The sequence below is a fragment of the Paraburkholderia translucens genome (genome assembly GCF_020881035.1).
In the GTDB taxonomy this organism is placed as follows: Bacteria; Pseudomonadota; Gammaproteobacteria; order Burkholderiales; family Burkholderiaceae; genus Paraburkholderia; species Paraburkholderia translucens.
In genome coordinates this window covers 56,028-73,195 of record NZ_JAJITC010000021.1, presented here as the reverse complement: position 1 = coordinate 73,195, position 17,168 = coordinate 56,028, and the positions used below count along the sequence as shown (strand labels likewise).

Below are 17,168 nucleotides of genomic sequence, written 5' to 3'. Positions count from 1 at the left end.
CTATGTGGACTTTATCCGCGGCCATATCGTGCGCGACTATCCCGCGCTCGCCAATGATCCGACCTTGCGAGATCGGCTTAATGCAGCCTTCGCGCAAACAAGGATGCTGCGCTTTACGCGTGACGTGCCGATAGTCGATTTCCTGTATGTGGAGGCGACCACGCCGGGGTTTTACTGGATACCGGCGGTCGTGGCGTGGCTGCACAAACCGGGCGTTCCGGCTGAACAGCGATTCGAAATGCTGATGCAGGTAACGCATAAAAGACAACAGGAAATGAAGGGGAAACGCTGATGGGTATTCCATTCCCGGCGACACTTGGAAGTGCAGGGAACGCAATGGCGCAGGCAATGCCTATGCCCGTTCCAGTCCCGACCCCCGCACCGCCTGCCGGTTCTACGGGCGGCAGTGGCACTGGCGCGGGTGCAGAGGGCGGATGGGGCGAACTACCGCGTGACCGGTCCCGCGAACGCGAAAGGCCCTGCAAGTGCCCACCGGAAAAGGGTGAGAAAGTGAGGCGGAATCACAGCATGAACCCGGAGCCGCGCCGTTATCAGGCTCGTATCACTGGCTACGAATACGGGATAACTACTGACGGAAAAGGCCGCGAGACTAGAGACGGGTGGAACATGGAATGGGCCTGGCATCCGGCCAATGAACCGGAAGAAATCGACTTCGATGGTTTCGTTGTCGCACAATGTCTATTGCAAGAGGCAAAAGGCAACTATGACCAATTTCTCGATGACAACGATCAGCCAGTGTTCTATTTTCGAGGATTTGATGCAATGGCAAAAACCATACGAAAGCACGGGCGGGTCGTGCGAAATAATCCGCCGTCTAGGGTGATGTGGTATTTTGAGACGGAAAGAACCAGACATCATATGTTTGATGTGTTAAGTATATCCGGTGTTCCCTCTGTTTTCCTTCCTTGAAAAATCATGGAAATATTATCTCTTTACCGTGACGCTAACGCTGCCAGACAACGTAGTGTCCAGCTTCAGCTTGAGCGGATTGGTATGTTTGTCAAATTTATAGCGGACAAGGATCAAAAACTAGGTGGAAACTGGTATCTCAAGGGGGATGATCTTGCGGACTCCCTCCGAACCGCGGTTTTTACCGGCTATATCCCTACGAATGAGGCAGTTGGTGGGATTGAGGCGGAGAACAAGGACTCCATTAAGCTGTTTGCAATTTGGAATGGGGAGAATTCCTCTCAGGAAGGTGCATCATTCAGTTTAACCAGTAGTGCCGATTCGATGCCAGATATGCTGAGAATTATATTGGGAGAGCGTGATGAAAAATCGTCGCGACTGGGAGATTACAGGTCTTCAAGCGACGTTGTTGCCAAGCTGGCAGAGCTTTACGAGTCGAGCTATGCATCATTAGGCCCGGCAAAGTATTCGCGCGAAAAAGTATTCGACGATCGCCCCGGCGTAAGCTGGATGCTCTATCTACCGCATACTCTTACAGCGGCCCAGGTTCCTGAGGCTCGCGCCCTGAGCCCGGTCATGCGCGATGGCAAGCAGCAAGGCACGATTATCGTCAGCGTGACGGATGAAGTGTTCGACGTGAACAACCGCGCGCACGTCAAGGCGGCGAACGATATCGAAATCCGCCTTGCGGACCAGGACCTGTTGCCGCGATTCATTGATCTTTGATCTTGTGCGTAGCGCGTGACGCCGACAGGCAAGGCGATCAGGTAAGACTGTGCTACCTCGTTGATGGCCCCCCTCGGCGGGGTGTTTCATTCGAGCGTCAGATGCAGACGTACTGCGCTGGAAGGAGCACCAGTCTGGCGAGACAACAGGCCTGCACGTTGCGGACCAGCCGTTGCGGGAGCCTGTACCATGCGGGTTTCCGCAAAGCTCCCGCGATCTCCCCCCTGCTCCCCCCGGAGCAAATTTCAATGAGCACTGTAGCGGGGTCATCGGCTGGAAGCCTTATCCCATAAGGGTTGCAAGGAATACGGGTTTACCAGTATGATGCCCCGCACAGGGGCAACGCCAATAGACCGATAAGACAGCAAGGAAAGGCCAACACCACAAAGAACACCACCAAAAACGCCCCAACCCCGCCCGAAGGGCAAATCAAAACCTCATCATCAACTTCAACAACGCGTTCACGCGCCTACCGTATGGCGGCGAAATCAACCCCCGCGCATTGAACCGCGCCTGCGTGAGCACCGGCTTCATCTTGGAAAAAGTAACAAACCCCTCATACCCGTGGTACGCCCCCATCCCACTCGCCCCGACCCCGCCGAACGGCAAACTCTCACACGCAAGATGCATCAGCGTCTCGTTAACCGCCATCCCACCCGCCACCGTTTCAAGCGTGACACGCTCGACCGTCCTCGCATCGTCGGCATAGAGATAGAGCGCCAGCGGCCGCGGCCGCGCATTGATCCACGCGATCGCATCGTCAAGCGTGTCATACGGCACCAGCGGCAGGAGCGGCCCAAAAATCTCCTCCTGCATCAGCGCGCAATCATCGGGCGCGCCGGTCACGGCGACGAGCGGAAAGCGCCGGCTCGCCGCGTCGGGCAGCGCGTCGGTCAACGGATGCACGCGCGCGCCGGCTGCCTGCGCTTCGTCGGCCAGACGTTCGAGCCGCTCGAAGTGCCGCGCCGAAATGATCGACGTGTAGTCCGGGTTGCGCGCGAAGTCCGGATACATCTTCGCCATCCGCATGCGCGCCCGTTCGATGAACGCCTGCTCCTTGCCGCGCGGCACCAGCACGTAGTCGGGCGCGACGCAGGTCTGCCCGGCGTTCAGCGTCTTGCCGGCGACCACGTTGTCGACCGCGTTGTCGAAACGCGCATGCGCGCCGATCAGCGCCGGGGACTTGCCGCCGAGTTCAAGCGTCACGGGTGTCAGGTGTTCGGCCGCCGCGCGCATCACTTCGTGACCGACCTTCGTCGAGCCGGTAAACAGCAGATGGTCGAACGGCTGCGCGCTGAACGCGGCGGCGAGCGCCGCATCGCCGTTGACGACCGCGACGTGATTGCGCGCGAAGGTCTGGCCGATCAGTTGCTCGAATAGCGCCGAGGTCCGCGGCGTCAGTTCGGACATCTTGACGATCGCGCGATTGCCGGCCGTCAGCGCGCTGATCAGCGGCCCAACCGCGAGCAGCACCGGATAATTCCACGGCACGATGATGCCGACTACGCCGAGCGGCTGCGGCACCACCTTCGCGCGCGCCGGCAGCAGCCACTTGTTGGTGCGGCGGCGCTGCGCTTTCATCCAGCGCTTGCCGTGACGCAATGCGGCATCGATCTCTTCCTTCACGAGCAGGAATTCGGCGAGCAGCACTTCTTCCTTCGCGCGATTGCCGAAGTCCGCGTGCATCGCGTCGGCGAGCGCGTCGCGATTGTCGAGCATCAGCTTGCGAAGCGCGCGCAGATGCGTCGCGCGCGTGTCCCACGACGGATACGGCGCGCGCAGATACGCGTGACGTTGATCGCGCAGCAGCGCTTCGAGCGCGGCGAGCCCCGACAGATCGTTCTTCATATGAGTCCACTCCCAGATGGATGACCACGCGCGTCGAGCGCGTTTATTGGTTTGAGGTTGAGTCGGGGTTGCGAGCGGTGCGCTCGGGCGTTTTGCGTGTGAGCCGCGCTTACGCGGCAAACGCGCGCTCGACGAGCGCCGCGTGATCGAACGTGGCCGGCAGCGTGCCATACACGCGGCCGCTTTCGCCGCAGCCATCGGCGAGACGCGTCGCGATGAACGCGTCGGCGACTATGGCCGGCGCATATTGCGCGAGCAAGGTCGCCTGCGCGATCAGCACGATCTGTTGCGCGATGCGGCGCGCCGACGCCTCGCGCTGCTCGGGCGCATCGCTCAGCATCGCGGTGAGGCGCGCGAGCGCCGCGCCCAACGCCGGATGCCCGCGCGCGACGTCCCGCCATGCGGCGAACAAAGCCTGCGCGGCTTGCGGCTCGCGCTCCATCGCCCGCAGTACGTCGAGGCACATCACGTTGCCCGAGCCTTCCCAGATGGAGTTGACCGGCGCCTCGCGATAGAAGCGCGCCATCGGCCCGGTTTCGACGTAGCCGTTGCCGCCCCAGACCTCCATCGCCTCGCCGGTGAATTCGAGCGCGCGCTTGCAGACCCAGTACTTCGCGGCCGGCGTAACGATGCGACGCCAGGCACGTTCGACGGATGTTGCCGAGGACGCATCGGCGGATTCCTCGAAGGCGCGCGCAAGACGCATGAACAGCACGGTCGCCGCCTCGGACTCGAGCGCGAGATCTGCCAGCACGTTGCGCATCAGCGGCTGCTCGGCGAGGTGCCGGCCGAACGCGCTGCGATGCCGCGCATGATGGATCGCCTGCACGAGCGCCGCGCGCATCAATGCGGCGCTGCCAATCACGCAATCGAGCCGCGTGTAGTTCGCCATCTCGATGATGGTCGGCACGCCGCGTCCTTCATCGCCGATCATCACGCCGTACGCGTCGAGAAATTCGACTTCGCCGCTTGCGTTGGAGCGATTGCCGAGCTTGTCCTTCAGACGCTGGATCTGCACCGCGTTCTTGCTGCCGTCGGGCGCAAAGCGCGGCACGAAAAAGCACGACAGCCCCTCGTGTGTGCCGGTGCGCGCGAGCACCAGATGCGCGTCGCACTGCGGCGCCGAGAAGAACCACTTATGACCGACGAGCCGGTAGGCGGCGCCGCGTCCGCCGGCGCCGTCGAGCGCATGCGCGTGCGTCTGGTTGCTGCGCACGTCCGAGCCGCCCTGTTTCTCGGTCATGCCCATGCCGATCATCGCGGAGCGTTTCTGCGTGAGCGGCACGTCGCGCGGATCGTGCTCGCGCGTGTACAGCGCGTCGCGCAGCGGGCCGAACAGCGCGGTTTCGCGCTGCAACACGGGGATGCTCGCGAACGTCATCGTCAGCGGACACAGCGAGCCCGATTCGATCTGCGCATGCATGAAGTAGCCCGCGCAGCGCGCGGCCATCGCGCCGGTTTGCGGCTCGGAGAACGGCAGCGCGTGCAGCCCTTCGCGCCGCAGCAGCGCGAGCAGTTCATGCCACGCGGGATGAAACTCGAGCGCGTCGATGCGCTCGCCGCGCGGGCTATGCGTGATCAGCTCCGGCGTGTGGCGATTGGCGAGTTCGGCGAGCGCGAGGGTGGCGGGCGTCGTCAGCGCCGCGCCGTGTCGTAGCAGCGCCTCGCGATGCCAGCGCGCGCCGTCGCGTTCGACAGCCGCGCTCAAAGCGGCGTCGCTCGCGAACAGGTTGTAGTCCGCGAGCGGCGGGGCCTGATTCGTCACCTCGTGAGTCTGGCCGAAGCCGTGCCGTTCCATCTGCTGTCTCCGTGCTTCGTGTATTGTGCGCCGCTTTGCGCACGGCGATCCGATACGCGTCGAGGCGCCGGTTCGAGCGCCGCGCGTGATGCCGCATGCGGGAAGGAGAGTGCGCGCCGCGCCGGGTTTGAATGCCGCGCCCGGCCGGTCGACGGCTGCGCGCGCGGGGCCGTGCGCGCCTTGCATCATAGGGGCGCGATGCCCCCGGCGTTTAGAGGAATCGTTCTGTCACTCAGCCGCCGCAGCCCCGGAACGCTCCCTAAAATGCGCAGAAAACACACGCAGACAAGTGTGCACGAGACAGGGTCCGCGAGCAACGCGGCCCACCTGGAGGAGCGCATGCAGTACGACTACATCATCGTCGGCGCGGGGTCGGGCGGCTGCCCGCTCGCGAGCCGTCTCGCGGATCGCTGTCCCGACGCGACCATCGCGCTGATTGAAGCCGGTCCCCACACCGAGCGCAATCTGTTCGTGAACATGCCGGTCGGCGTCGCGGCGGTGGTGCCGAACAAGCTGAAGACCAACTACGGCTACCTGACCACGCCGCAGCCGGGGCTCGCCGGCCGTCTGGGCTATCAGCCGCGCGGACGCGGCTTCGGCGGATCGAGTGCGATCAACGCGATGATCTACACGCGCGGCCATCCGCTCGATTACGACGAGTGGGCGCGGCTCGGCTGCGACGGCTGGTCGTGGGCCGAGGTGCTGCCGTATTTCCGCCGTGCCGAAGACAACCAGCGCGGCGCCGATGCGTGGCACGGCGAGGGCGGTCCGCTGAGCGTGTCCGAACTGCGCTTCAAGAATCCGTTCTCGAAGCGCTTCGTGCAGGCCGCGATGGAAGCGGGCTACAAGGCGAACGACGATTTCAACGGCGCGGACCAGGAAGGCATCGGCTTTTATCAGGTCACGCAGCGCGACGGGCGACGCTGCAGCGTCGCGCGCGCCTATATCTACGACCGGCCGCGCGCGAATCTGCACACCATTGCCGACGCCACCGTGTTGCGCGTCGTGTTCGACGGCAAGCGCGCGCGCGGCGTCGAGATCGCGCGCGGCGGCCGCACCGAAACGCTCGATGCGCGCGCCGAGGTCGTGCTCGCAGCGGGCGCGTTCAACTCCCCGCAACTGTTGATGTGCTCAGGGATCGGTCCGGCGGGGCATTTGCGCTCACTCGGCATCGACGTGCTGCACGATGCGCCCGAAGTCGGCAAGAACCTGATCGATCACATCGATTTCACCATCAACAAGCGCGTGAGGTCGATCGAGCCGACCGGTTTCTCGGTGCGCGGCATCGCGCGGATGCTGCCGCAGTTCATCACGTTCATGCGACACGGGCGCGGCATGCTGTCGAGCAATGTCGCCGAGGCGGGCGGTTTTCTGAAGAGCCGGCCAACGCTCGCGCGGCCTGATCTGCAATTGCATTTCTGCGCTGCGCTCGTCGACGACCACAACCGTCGCATGCATTGGGGCCACGGCTATTCGCTGCACGTGTGCGTGCTGCGTCCGCACAGCCGGGGCACCGTGAAACTCGCGAGCGCCGATGCGCGCGTCGCGCCGCTGATCGATCCGCGCTTTCTGAGCGATGCGCGCGATCTCGACCTGCTCGTTGAAGGCGTGAAGATGGCGCGGCGCATTCTCGACGCCCCGTCGCTCGCATTGCATGGGGGCGAGGAGTTGCACACGCGCCCGGGGCAGTCGGACGCGGAGTTGCGCCAGACGATCGCCGAGCATGCCGACACGATCTATCACCCGGTCGCGACCTGCCGCATGGGCGGCGACGCGCGCTCGGTCGTCGATCCGCAATTGCGCGTGCGCGGCGTGTCGGGGTTGAGGATCGTCGATGCGTCGGTGATGCCGACCTTGATCGGCGGCAATACCAATTCACCGACGGTGATGATTGGTGACCGGGCCGCGGAGTTGATCGCGACGAACCGGCGGGAAGGCGGCAGGGCGTAACGATGCTGGCGACGCCGACGGCAGGTGACGTGCCCGCGCGTCACTCGCCCGCGGGTGTCTGCGCGCCATCGGGCAGCGCGATCCCGCTGAACCCGATTCCCGGTCCGGGCATGAAATCGTCGCTGACGTGCGCCGGCAGTGTTTCGCGCGCGACGTCGAGCCATGCGCGCGCGGCGTGCGACAGATAGCCGTTGCGGCGCCAGCCGATCGCCATTTCCCAGGGAATCTCCGGCTCGACGACCGGCCGGCACGTGAACTGCGCGGGATCGAGCCGCCGGCAATACGGCGCCGGCAGCAGCGCGATGCCGACGCCGGCCAGCACCAGCGCCGCCATGAAGTCCCAATGTCCACTGCGCCCGACGATCGCCGGTGCAAATCCCGCCGCGCGGCACGCGTTCAGCACGACATCGTTCAACGCGAGGCTCTCGCCATAAAACACGAACGGTTCGTTCGCGAGCTGCGCGAGCGGCACCTCGTTCGACGCGTCCCAGCGCGAGCCGGTGCGCGCGACGAGCCACAGCAACTGGCGCGACATCGGCAGCACGTCGATGCTGTCGGGATCGACCGGTTGCAGCACCCCGCCGAGTTCCAGTTCGCCGCTGACCAGCGCGGCTTCGATCGCGCGCGAGCCCTGCTCGAACAGCTTCAGCTCGATCTTGGGATAACGTTGGCGGAACGCCGCGATAGCAGGCGTGAAGAGGGCTCCGCCCATCGGCGGAATCCCGATTGTCAGTTCGCCGCGCCCGAGCGTGTCGAGATCGTTCAGTTCGGCCTGTAGCTGCGCGTGCGCGGCGAGGACGTCCTGGCCGCGCTGATAGACGATCCGGCCGACGTCGGTGAGCACCATCTGGCGGCCGTCGCGCAGGAGCAGCGGCGAGCCGATCTCATCCTCGAGCGACTTGACCATCTTGCTGATGGTCGGCTGCGTGACGAACATCTGCTCGGCGGCGATCGTAAAACTCTGTTGACGGACCACTTCGACGAAATAGCGCAGCGCACGGAGTTCCATGATTGCGGTCTCAAGAATTCCAGATTGGAATGGCTTGGGCGATTGTAAGTCATGTTATTTATGCCCCGGCGCACCCTATTTCACCGGCTTCCCTGAGGCGCTGCGCGCGCCGAAGTCATCTCGATTTGCTACAATCGCCGTTCGTCTTCGAGGAGCGTTGCGACGGGTACCGCGAATCCGCATTCGCCGGCCGCCCGCCAGGCTCGAAGGCTTCAATCGGCAGCATGGAACGCGCATCGCGCCATTCCGTCCTCTGCCTCGAACCGCGCTCACGTCACATTTCTAGTCAATTTCTTAGAAAGGAGGGCGTGATGAACGCCGCAGTCATCGATTCCCAGAAGCAGGACTACATCGTTGCCGACATGTCGCTCGCCGATTGGGGCCGCAAGGAACTCACGATCGCCGAGACCGAAATGCCCGGCCTCATGCAAACGCGCGACGAATACAAGGCGCAGCAGCCGCTGAAGGGCGCGCGCATCGCAGGTTCGCTGCACATGACGATTCAAACGGGCGTGTTGATCGAGACGCTGACCGCGCTCGGCGCGGATGTGCGCTGGGCCTCGTGCAACATCTTCTCGACCCAGGACCACGCCGCTGCCGCGATCGCCAAGGCCGGCACGCCGGTGTTCGCGTTCAAGGGCGAATCGCTCGACGAATACTGGGAGTTCTCGCACCGCATCTTCGAATGGCCGAACGGCGAGTTCGCCAACATGATCCTCGACGACGGCGGCGACGCGACGCTGCTGCTGATCCTCGGCTCGAAGGCCGAGAAAGACCGCTCGGTGATCGCCAAGCCGACCAACGACGAAGAAACCGCGCTGTACAAGTCGATCGCCGCGCACCTCGAGATCGACCCGACGTGGTACTCGAAGCGCCTCGCGCACATCAAGGGCGTCACCGAGGAAACCACGACCGGCGTGCACCGTCTGTACCAGATGGAAAAGGAAGGCCGCCTGCCGTTCCCGGCGATCAACGTCAACGACTCGGTCACGAAGTCGAAGTTCGACAACCTGTACGGCTGCCGCGAGTCGCTCGTCGACGGCATCAAGCGCGCGACCGACGTGATGATCGCGGGCAAGATCGCGGTCGTGGCCGGTTACGGCGACGTGGGCAAGGGCTGCGCGCAATCGCTGCGCGGCCTCGGCGCGACCGTGTGGGTCACCGAAATCGATCCGATCTGCGCGCTGCAAGCCGCGATGGAAGGCTACCGCGTCGTGACGATGGAATACGCGGCCGACAAGGCCGACATTTTCGTGACCGCGACCGGCAACTACCATGTGCTCAACCACGACCACCTGAAGGCGATGCGTCATAACGCGATCGTCTGCAACATCGGCCACTTCGACTCGGAAATCGACGTTGCGTCGACCCGCCAGTACCAGTGGGAAAACATCAAGCCGCAAGTCGACCACATCATTTTCCCGGACGGCAAGCGCGTGATCCTGCTGGCCGAAGGCCGCCTCGTGAACCTCGGCTGCGCGACGGGCCATCCGTCGTTCGTGATGTCGAACTCGTTCACGAACCAGACGCTCGCGCAGATCGAACTATTCACGCAGGGCGCGAAGTACGAGAACAAGGTGTACGTGCTGCCGAAGCATCTCGACGAGAAGGTCGCGCGTCTGCATCTGGCGCGCATCGGCGCGAACCTGACCGTGCTGTCGGAAGAACAGGCCGCCTACATCGGCGTCGACAGGAACGGTCCGTTCAAGCCGAATCACTACCGCTACTAAGCACGCGGCCGCCCGCGGGTTCGATACCGGCTCACGCGGGCGGAAGTCAAAGCTTGACGGTCTGATCACCGGGCGGCGCGTCATGCGCCGCTTTGTTCGCCAGCACCGCTTTCCGTTTGCCGGACACTTTCTCCGCACAGATGCTCACAAGGAGTTGCACATGACCGTGCTGCTGACCTGGCTCATCAACGCCCTCGCGCTGCTGATCATTACCTACATCGTTCCGTCGATCCACATCCGCAGCTTCGGCACCGCGCTGATCGTCGCGATCGTGCTCGGCCTCATCAATTCGGTGCTGCGCCCGCTGCTGATCCTGTTGACGCTGCCCGTCACGATCCTCACGCTCGGCCTCTTCATTCTGGTCGTCAATGCGCTGTGCTTCTGGCTGGCCGCGTCGCTGCTGAAGGGCTTCGAGGTGTCGGGCTTCTGGTCGGCGTTCTTCGGCTCGATCCTGTACAGCATCGTGTCGTGGCTGCTGTCCGCGCTCATTTTCGGCAACCGCAGCCTCGGTTGACCTTTTTGACTATGAATCCGATCGAACTTTCATTCGAATTCTTCCCGCCGAAAACGCAGGAAGGCGTCGACAAACTGCGCGCGACGCGCGCGGAACTCGTACCGCTCAAACCCAAGTTCGTGTCCGTCACGTTCGGCGCCGGCGGCTCGACGCAACAAGGCACGCTCGATACCGTCCTCGACATGGCGAAGGAAGGGCTCGAGGCCGCACCGCACCTGTCGTGCGTCGGTTCGTCGAAAGAAAGCCTGCGAGCGATCCTCGGCGAATACCGCGCGAACGGCATCCGTCACATCGTCGCGCTGCGCGGCGATCTGCCTTCGGGCATGGGCGCCGTCGGCGAGCTGCGCTATGCGTCGGAGCTGGTCAGCTTCATCCGCGCCGAGTTCGGCGACTGGTTCTGGATCGAGGTGGCCGGCTATCCGGAATACCATCCGCAGGCGCGCTCGCCGCGTCATGATCTGGACAATTTCGCGCGCAAGGTGAAGGCTGGCGCGAACTCGGCGATCACGCAGTATTTCTTCAACGCCGACGCGTATTTCCGATTCGTCGACGATGCGCGCAAGCTTGGCGTCGACGTGCCGATCGTGCCCGGCATCATGCCGATCACGAACTTCTCGCAGCTGATGCGCTTCTCCGAAATGTGCGGCGCGGAAGTGCCGCGCTGGATCGCGCGCCGGCTCGAGAGTTTCGGCGACGACCGCGAGTCGATCCGCGCGTTCGGGCTCGACGTGGTGACGGATCTGTGTCAACGGCTGATCGACGCGAAAGTGCCGGGTCTTCACTTCTACACGCTGAACGCCGCCACGGCGACAAAGGCGATTTGCGAACGGCTCGGCATGTGAGCTGCATGCCCGCCTGGCCGCGCGGCCGCCACGGCCGCGCGGCTTGCTCCAGTCGGGAATTCGTCTCAAATTCGTGCGCAATAGCGTGGTAATTCCCTGTTGAAGCTCAATTTTGTGCTGTCTATTATCGAAATGCAGCTAACCCGGCTGCTGTGCGGAGGACGATATGACAGTGACAAGAAAGACTGCGGCACACGGGCCGTTCGCGCTTCACCAGTTCTGCCTGCCGGCCCTCGCCGCGCTCGCGGTTGCCGCGAGCGGCCTCGCGCCCGCCGCGTCGCAGGCGGCCACCTTGCCCGACAAGACGCTGATCTTCTGCTCCGAAGGCAGCCCGGCCGGCTTCGATACCGCGCAATACACGACCAGCGTCGAGTTCAGCGCCGGCTCGTACACGGTCCATAACCGGCTCGTCGAATTTGCGCACGGCAGCACGGACATCGAGCCCGGTCTGGCCGAAAAGTGGGACGTGTCGCCCGACGGCCTCACCTACACGTTCCATCTGCGCCCCGGCGTCAAATTCCAGACCACGTCGTACTTCAAGCCGACCCGCGAATTCAACGCGGACGACGTCGTGTTCACCTTCGAGCGCATGCTCGATCCCGAGAATCCGTTCCGCAAGGCGTATCCGGTCAATTTCCCGTACTTCAACGACCTCGGTCTCGCCAAGAACATCGCGAAGATCGAGAAGGTCGATCCGTACACGGTGCGCTTCACGCTGAAGGAAGTCGACGCGCCGTTCCTGCAGCAGATCGCGATGCCGTTCGCCTCGATCCTGTCGGCTGAATACACGGATCAACTGTTGAAAGCGGGCAAGGCGTCCGACATCAACCAGTACCCGGTCGGCACCGGTCCATTCATTTTCCGCAGCTATACCAAGGATGACACGATCCGCTTCGACGGCAATCCCGACTACTGGAAGCCGGGCGTCGCCAGGGTCAGCAAGCTTATCTTCGCGATCACGGTCGATCCGGCCGTGCGCCTGCAGAAGTTAAAGCGCGGCGAATGCCAGGTGATGTCGTATCCGCGCCCGGCCGACATCCCCGCCGTGAAGGCGGATGCCTCGCTCGCGATGCCGAGCGAAGTGGGCTTCAACCTCGGCTTCATCGCGTACAACACGACCAAAAAGCCGCTCGACAACGTGCTCGTGCGCCGCGCCCTCGACATGTCGGTGAACAAGAAGGCGATCATCGAGGCGGTCTACCAGGGCGCGGGCCAGGCCGCGACCAATCCGATGCCGCCGACACAGTGGGGCTATGACAAGAACCTGAAGGACGCGCCGTACGACGTCGACAAAGCGAAAGCGCTGTTGAAGCAGGCGGGGTACCCCGACGGCTTCGAGCTGACGCTGTGGGCGATGCCGGTACAGCGCCCCTATAACCCCAACGCGCGCCTGATGGCCGAAATGCTGCAGGCGGACTGGGCGAAGATCGGTGTCAAGGTGAATATCGCCACCTACGAGTGGGGCGAGTACATCCGCCGCGGGCATGCCGGCGAGCATCAGGCGATGCTGATCGGCTGGACCGGCGACTACGGCGATCCCGACAACTGGCTCGGCGTATTGCTCGGCTGCGACGCGGTCAACGGCAGCAACTTCTCGAAGTGGTGCTACAAGCCCTTCGACGATCTCATCAAGCAGGGCCGCAGCACTACCAACATGGCCGATCGCACCAAGGCCTATACGCAGGCTCAGGAGATCTTCAAGGACCAGGTGCCGTTCACGCCAATCGCCCATTCGACCGTCTATCAGCCGATCAGCAAGAACGTGACGGGCTTCAAGATCGATCCGTTCGGCCCGACGCAATTCCTGGAGGTCGGTCTGAAATAAGCGGACACGGCGCGCTTTTTTGCGCCGCTTGCGCTGCCGGGCGGCCCGAACGGGCCTTCCCGGCTGGTGGCGAAGCCACGGTAAAACGTTTGCGCGAAGTGTTTCCTATAGTCAACAAAGGGATTTTCGTTCGCTTGGTGGCCAGCCCAAGCTCAAGTAATATCCCGCTACGCTGGCGCAAGCCGGCCCTGAACCTGGAGGAAACATGAAGCAAAACAATCTGTTGCGCGTTGCGCGTGTGTCCACGCTCGTCGCTGCCGCAGCGGCATCCCTGCTTGGCGTCACGAGCGCCCAGGCGGCTGGGATCCCGAACAAGACCCTCGTTTACTGCTCGGAAGGCAGCCCCGCGGGTTTCGATCCGGCCCAATACACGACGGGCGTCGACTTCACGGCCAACACGTTCACCGTCTATAACCGCCTCGTCGAATTCGAGCGCGGCGGCACCAAGGTCGAGCCGGGTCTCGCGGAAAAGTGGGACGTTTCGCCGGATGGCAAGACCTACACGTTCCATCTGCGTCATGGCGTGAAATTCCAGACCACGGCGTTCTTCAAGCCGACGCGAGAATTCAACGCGGACGACGTGGTCTTCTCGTTCCAGCGCATGCTCGACCCGAACCAGCCGTTCCGCAAGGCGTATCCGGTACAGTTCCCGTACTTCACCGACATGGGCCTCGACAAGCTGATCACGAGCGTCGAGAAGGTCGATCCGTACACGGTCAAGTTCACGCTGAAGGAAGTCAACGCGCCGTTCATCCAGAATCTGGCGATGGAATACGCGTCGATCCTGTCGGCCGAATATGCGGATCAGCTGCTGAAGGCGGGCAAGGCCGCCGACATCAACCAGTTCCCGGTCGGCACGGGGCCGTTCATCTTCCGCAGCTACACGAAGGACGCGACGATCCGCTTCGACGGCAATCCGGAGTACTGGAAGCCGGACGCCGTGAAGATCTCGAAGCTGATCTTCTCGATCACGCCGGACGCGGGCGTGCGCGTGCAGAAGATCAAGCGCGACGAATGCCAGGTGATGAGCTATCCGCGCCCGGCCGACATCGCGCCGCTGAAGGCCGAGCCGAATATCGACATGCCGTCGCAGCCGGGCTTCAACCTCGGCTACCTCGCGTACAACGTGACGCACAAGCCGCTCGACAAGCTCGAAGTGCGTCAGGCGCTCGACATGGCGATCAACAAGAAGGCGATCATCGACTCGGTCTACCAGGGCGCGGGCCAATTGGCCACGAACCCGATGCCGCCGACGCAATGGTCGTTCGTCAAGAACCTGCCGGCCGCCTCGTACGATCCGGCCAAGGCAAAGGACCTGCTCGCGAAGGCCGGCTTCTCGAACGGTTTCGACATCACGCTGTGGGCGATGCCGGTGCAGCGCGCGTATAACCCGAACGCGCGCCTGATGGCCGAGATGATCCAGGCCGACTGGGCGAAGATCGGCGTGAAGGCGAAGATCGTCACGTACGAGTGGGGCGAGTACATCAAGCGCGCACACGCGGGCGAGCACGACGTGTTGACGATCGGCTGGACCGGCGACAACGGCGATCCGGACAACTGGCTCGGCACGCTGCTCGGCTGCGAGGCGATCAATGGCAACAACTTCTCGAAGTGGTGCTACAAGCCGTTCGACGATCTGGTCCAGAAGGGCCGCACGACGTCCGACGTGGCGACGCGCACGAAGATCTACGGCGATGCGCAGCATATCTTCGCGCAGCAATTGCCGTTCTCGCCGGTTGCTCACTCGACGGTTTACCAGCCGGTCAGCAAGAGGGTGGTCGACATGCGCATCGAACCGCTCGGCTACGCGCGCTTCGACGGCGTCAGCGTCAAGTAATTCGCAAAGTTCGCGCAGTACGCCGCAATACAGTACGCTCTTCGACAGTTGGAACACTGGTCGAAATGGTCCGGCGACCGGGGTCACGAGCCCTCGTCGCCGGTTGCGTTTTTTCATCACCGGTACCATAGGAGCGAACCATGTTCCGCTTCGTTTTGCGCCGCATCGGCATGGTGATACCGACGTTCATCGGCATCACCATCCTCGCGTTCGCGCTGATTCACCTGATCCCCGGCGACCCCATCGAAGTGATGATGGGCGAGCGCGGCGTCGATCCGGCCATGCATGCGGCCGCGATGCACCGCCTCGGGCTCGACGAGCCCCTGCCGATCCAGTACTTCCACTACATCGTCCGCGCGCTGCACGGCGACCTCGGCACTTCGATCATCACCAACACGAGCGTGATGGGCGAATTCCTCGCGCGTTTTCCCGCCACCGTCGAACTGTCGATGTGCGCGATGCTGTTCGCGCTGATCGTCGGCCTGCCGGCGGGCGTGTTCGCGGCATTGAGGCGCGGCACGGTGATCGATCACGGCGTGATGGGCACCGCGCTGACCGGCTACTCGATGCCGATCTTCTGGTGGGGCTTGATCCTCATCATGGTGTTCTCGGTCAAGCTCGGCCTGACGCCGGTGTCGGGCCGCATCGCGGTCGAATACGACATTCCGCACGTGACCGGCTTCATGCTGATCGACTCGCTGATGTCCACCGACGAAGGCGCGTTCAAGTCCGCGCTCAGTCATCTGATTCTGCCCGCGATCGTGCTCGGCACGATTCCGCTCGCGGTGGTCGCGCGCATGACGCGCTCGTCGATGCTCGAAGTGCTGCGTGAGGACTACATCCGCACCGCGCGTGCGAAGGGCTTGTCGCCGGCACGCGTGATCGTCGTGCATGCGCTGCGCAATGCGCTGATTCCGGTCGTCACGGTGATCGGCCTGCAGGTCGGCACACTGCTCGCGGGCGCGGTGCTGACCGAAACGCTGTTTTCATGGCCGGGCATCGGCAAGTGGCTGATCGACGCGATCGGCCGGCGCGACTATCCGGTCGTGCAGGGCGGTATCCTGCTGATCGCGACGCTGGTGATCGTCGTGAACCTCATCGTCGATCTGCTGTACGGCGTGCTCAACCCGCGCATTCGCCATACGAGGTAACACATGTACCCCCACGCTCACTTACGTTCGCTGCCCCCCGAGGGGGCGCATGCCTCCCTTGAGGCGGCTCTGCGGGAGGCATGACACGATGGCTGACATTCAAAACACCGTCCCCCAGGCGGTCACGCCGCCGAGCGGGCGCGCCATCGCGGCGCGCGAATTCTGGGCCAACTTCTCGCGCAACCGCGGCGCGGTCGGCGCGAGCATCATCGTGCTGGTGCTGATCTTCATCGCGATCTTCGCGCCGCTGATCGCGCCGCACAGCCCGATCGAGCAATACCGCGATTTCGTGAAGATTCCGCCCGCGTGGCTCGACGGCGGCAACTGGAAGTTCATTCTCGGCACCGATGAAGCGGGCCGCGACATCCTCTCGCGTCTGATGTACGGCGCGCGGCTGTCGTTCTGGATCGGGTTCGTGTCGGTGGTGCTCGCGTTGATTCCGGGCGTGGTGCTCGGCCTCGTCGCCGCATTCTTCGAGAAATGGGCCGACACGCCGATCATGCGCATCATGGACGTGCTGCTCGCACTGCCGTCGCTGCTGCTCGCGGTCGCGGTGGTCGCGATCATCGGTCCGGGTCTCGTCAACACGATGCTCGCGATCGCGATCGTCGCGCTGCCGGGCTATGTGCGTCTGACGCGCGCTTCCGCTCAGGGCGAGTTGCAGAAGGAGTACGTGACCGCTTCACGCGTCGCGGGCGCGGGCACGTTGCGGCTGATGTTCTCGCAGGTGCTGCCGAACTGCACCGCGCCGCTGATCGTGCAGGCGACACTGGGCTTTTCGTCGGCGATTCTCGACGCCGCCGCGCTCGGCTTCCTCGGCCTCGGCGTGCAACCGCCGTCTGCCGAGTGGGGCGCGATGCTCGCGTCGGCGCGCGACTACATCGAGAGCGCATGGTGGATCGTCACGATGCCGGGCCTGTCCATCCTGATCTCGGTGCTCGCGATCAACCTGCTCGGCGACGGGCTGCGCGACGCGCTCGACCCCAAACTGAAACGGATGGCCTGACC

General features: G+C 63.6%; 13 protein-coding genes, 1 pseudogene and 1 riboswitch. Of the genes and pseudogenes, 11 read left to right on the top strand and 3 right to left on the bottom strand.

The features are described from left to right. The 3 genes and pseudogenes from LJ655_RS27625 to LJ655_RS27615 all read left to right on the top strand — a co-directional run. A pseudogene (locus tag LJ655_RS27625) lies at nt 1–292 on the top strand (hypothetical protein); the annotation flags it as partial. A gap of 236 nt (nt 293–528) precedes the next feature. Beyond that, complete coding sequence (locus LJ655_RS27620) at nt 529–930, top strand: restriction endonuclease fold toxin 5 domain-containing protein (protein ID WP_230564342.1); 402 nt, start codon at nt 529–531, stop codon at nt 928–930. 6 nt (nt 931–936) lie between these two features. Continuing rightward, nucleotides 937–1,656, top strand: coding sequence for an immunity 52 family protein (locus LJ655_RS27615; RefSeq protein ID WP_230564341.1), 720 nt, complete (start codon nt 937–939; stop codon nt 1,654–1,656). A gap of 429 nt (nt 1,657–2,085) precedes the next feature. Here LJ655_RS27615 and LJ655_RS27610 read toward each other — a convergent pair whose 3' ends face one another. Further along, nucleotides 2,086–3,504, bottom strand: a complete 1,419-nt coding sequence (locus LJ655_RS27610; protein ID WP_230564340.1) for a coniferyl aldehyde dehydrogenase — start codon at nt 3,502–3,504, stop codon at nt 2,086–2,088. 109 nt (nt 3,505–3,613) lie between these two features. Next, on the bottom strand, nt 3,614–5,302 hold the full coding sequence (locus tag LJ655_RS27605; protein WP_230564339.1) for an isovaleryl-CoA dehydrogenase: 1,689 nt from the start codon (nt 5,300–5,302) through the stop codon (nt 3,614–3,616). Between the two features lie 339 nt (nt 5,303–5,641). On the opposite strand from LJ655_RS27605, the gene LJ655_RS27600 reads away from it, so the two are divergent. Next, the gene (locus LJ655_RS27600; protein ID WP_230564338.1) at nt 5,642–7,252 is read left to right on the top strand and encodes a GMC family oxidoreductase; all 1,611 of its coding nucleotides are present in this window, start codon (nt 5,642–5,644) and stop codon (nt 7,250–7,252) included. 40 nt (nt 7,253–7,292) lie between these two features. Here LJ655_RS27600 and LJ655_RS27595 read toward each other — a convergent pair whose 3' ends face one another. Beyond that, complete coding sequence (locus tag LJ655_RS27595) at nt 7,293–8,261, bottom strand: LysR family transcriptional regulator (RefSeq protein ID WP_230564337.1); 969 nt, start codon at nt 8,259–8,261, stop codon at nt 7,293–7,295. A 143-nt stretch (nt 8,262–8,404) separates the two neighbouring features. Next, nucleotides 8,405–8,539: riboswitch (S-adenosyl-L-homocysteine riboswitch) on the top strand. A 33-nt stretch (nt 8,540–8,572) separates the two neighbouring features. Here LJ655_RS27595 and ahcY point away from each other — a divergent pair. The 7 genes from ahcY (at nt 8,573) to LJ655_RS27560 (ending at nt 17,166) form a co-directional block, all read left to right on the top strand. Next, nucleotides 8,573–9,991: an adenosylhomocysteinase gene (ahcY, locus tag LJ655_RS27590; protein WP_230564336.1), complete on the top strand. Its 1,419-nt coding sequence runs from the start codon at nt 8,573–8,575 to the stop codon at nt 9,989–9,991. 160 nt (nt 9,992–10,151) lie between these two features. Next, nucleotides 10,152–10,505 carry a phage holin family protein gene (locus LJ655_RS27585; protein ID WP_230564335.1) on the top strand — a complete coding sequence of 118 codons (354 nt, stop codon included), beginning with the start codon at nt 10,152–10,154 and terminating at the stop codon, nt 10,503–10,505. Nucleotides 10,506–10,516: 11 nt separating this feature from the next. Next, nucleotides 10,517–11,347, top strand: coding sequence for a methylenetetrahydrofolate reductase [NAD(P)H] (metF, locus tag LJ655_RS27580; protein ID WP_230564334.1), 831 nt, complete (start codon nt 10,517–10,519; stop codon nt 11,345–11,347). A gap of 166 nt (nt 11,348–11,513) precedes the next feature. Beyond that, nucleotides 11,514–13,172 (top strand): ABC transporter substrate-binding protein, encoded by a 1,659-nt coding sequence (locus tag LJ655_RS27575; RefSeq protein WP_230564333.1) that lies wholly within the window; start codon nt 11,514–11,516, stop codon nt 13,170–13,172. Between the two features lie 205 nt (nt 13,173–13,377). Then, complete coding sequence (locus LJ655_RS27570; RefSeq protein WP_230564332.1) at nt 13,378–15,009, top strand: ABC transporter substrate-binding protein; 1,632 nt, start codon at nt 13,378–13,380, stop codon at nt 15,007–15,009. Between the two features lie 140 nt (nt 15,010–15,149). Further along, the gene (locus LJ655_RS27565; RefSeq protein WP_230564331.1) at nt 15,150–16,160 is read left to right on the top strand and encodes an ABC transporter permease subunit; all 1,011 of its coding nucleotides are present in this window, start codon (nt 15,150–15,152) and stop codon (nt 16,158–16,160) included. A gap of 88 nt (nt 16,161–16,248) precedes the next feature. Continuing rightward, on the top strand, nt 16,249–17,166 hold the full coding sequence (locus tag LJ655_RS27560; RefSeq protein ID WP_230564330.1) for an ABC transporter permease subunit: 918 nt from the start codon (nt 16,249–16,251) through the stop codon (nt 17,164–17,166). Nucleotides 17,167–17,168: the final 2 nt, after the last annotated feature.

Bases quoted from the DNA above. Each gene is read 5' to 3' on its own strand.
- ahcY (WP_230564336.1), top strand. From the start codon at position 8,573: ATGAACGCCGCAGTCATCGATTCCCAGAAGCAGGACTACATCGTTGCC.
- LJ655_RS27600 (WP_230564338.1), top strand. From the start codon at position 5,642: ATGCAGTACGACTACATCATCGTCGGCGCGGGGTCGGGCGGCTGCCCG.
- LJ655_RS27610 (WP_230564340.1), bottom strand. From the start codon at position 3,504: ATGAAGAACGATCTGTCGGGGCTCGCCGCGCTCGAAGCGCTGCTGCGC.
- LJ655_RS27615 (WP_230564341.1), top strand. From the start codon at position 937: ATGGAAATATTATCTCTTTACCGTGACGCTAACGCTGCCAGACAACGT.
- LJ655_RS27560 (WP_230564330.1), top strand. From the start codon at position 16,249: ATGGCTGACATTCAAAACACCGTCCCCCAGGCGGTCACGCCGCCGAGC.
- LJ655_RS27595 (WP_230564337.1), bottom strand. From the start codon at position 8,261: ATGGAACTCCGTGCGCTGCGCTATTTCGTCGAAGTGGTCCGTCAACAG.
- LJ655_RS27575 (WP_230564333.1), top strand. From the start codon at position 11,514: ATGACAGTGACAAGAAAGACTGCGGCACACGGGCCGTTCGCGCTTCAC.
- LJ655_RS27585 (WP_230564335.1), top strand. From the start codon at position 10,152: ATGACCGTGCTGCTGACCTGGCTCATCAACGCCCTCGCGCTGCTGATC.
- metF (WP_230564334.1), top strand. From the start codon at position 10,517: ATGAATCCGATCGAACTTTCATTCGAATTCTTCCCGCCGAAAACGCAG.
- LJ655_RS27620 (WP_230564342.1), top strand. From the start codon at position 529: ATGAACCCGGAGCCGCGCCGTTATCAGGCTCGTATCACTGGCTACGAA.
- LJ655_RS27565 (WP_230564331.1), top strand. From the start codon at position 15,150: ATGTTCCGCTTCGTTTTGCGCCGCATCGGCATGGTGATACCGACGTTC.
- LJ655_RS27605 (WP_230564339.1), bottom strand. From the start codon at position 5,302: ATGGAACGGCACGGCTTCGGCCAGACTCACGAGGTGACGAATCAGGCC.
- LJ655_RS27570 (WP_230564332.1), top strand. From the start codon at position 13,378: ATGAAGCAAAACAATCTGTTGCGCGTTGCGCGTGTGTCCACGCTCGTC.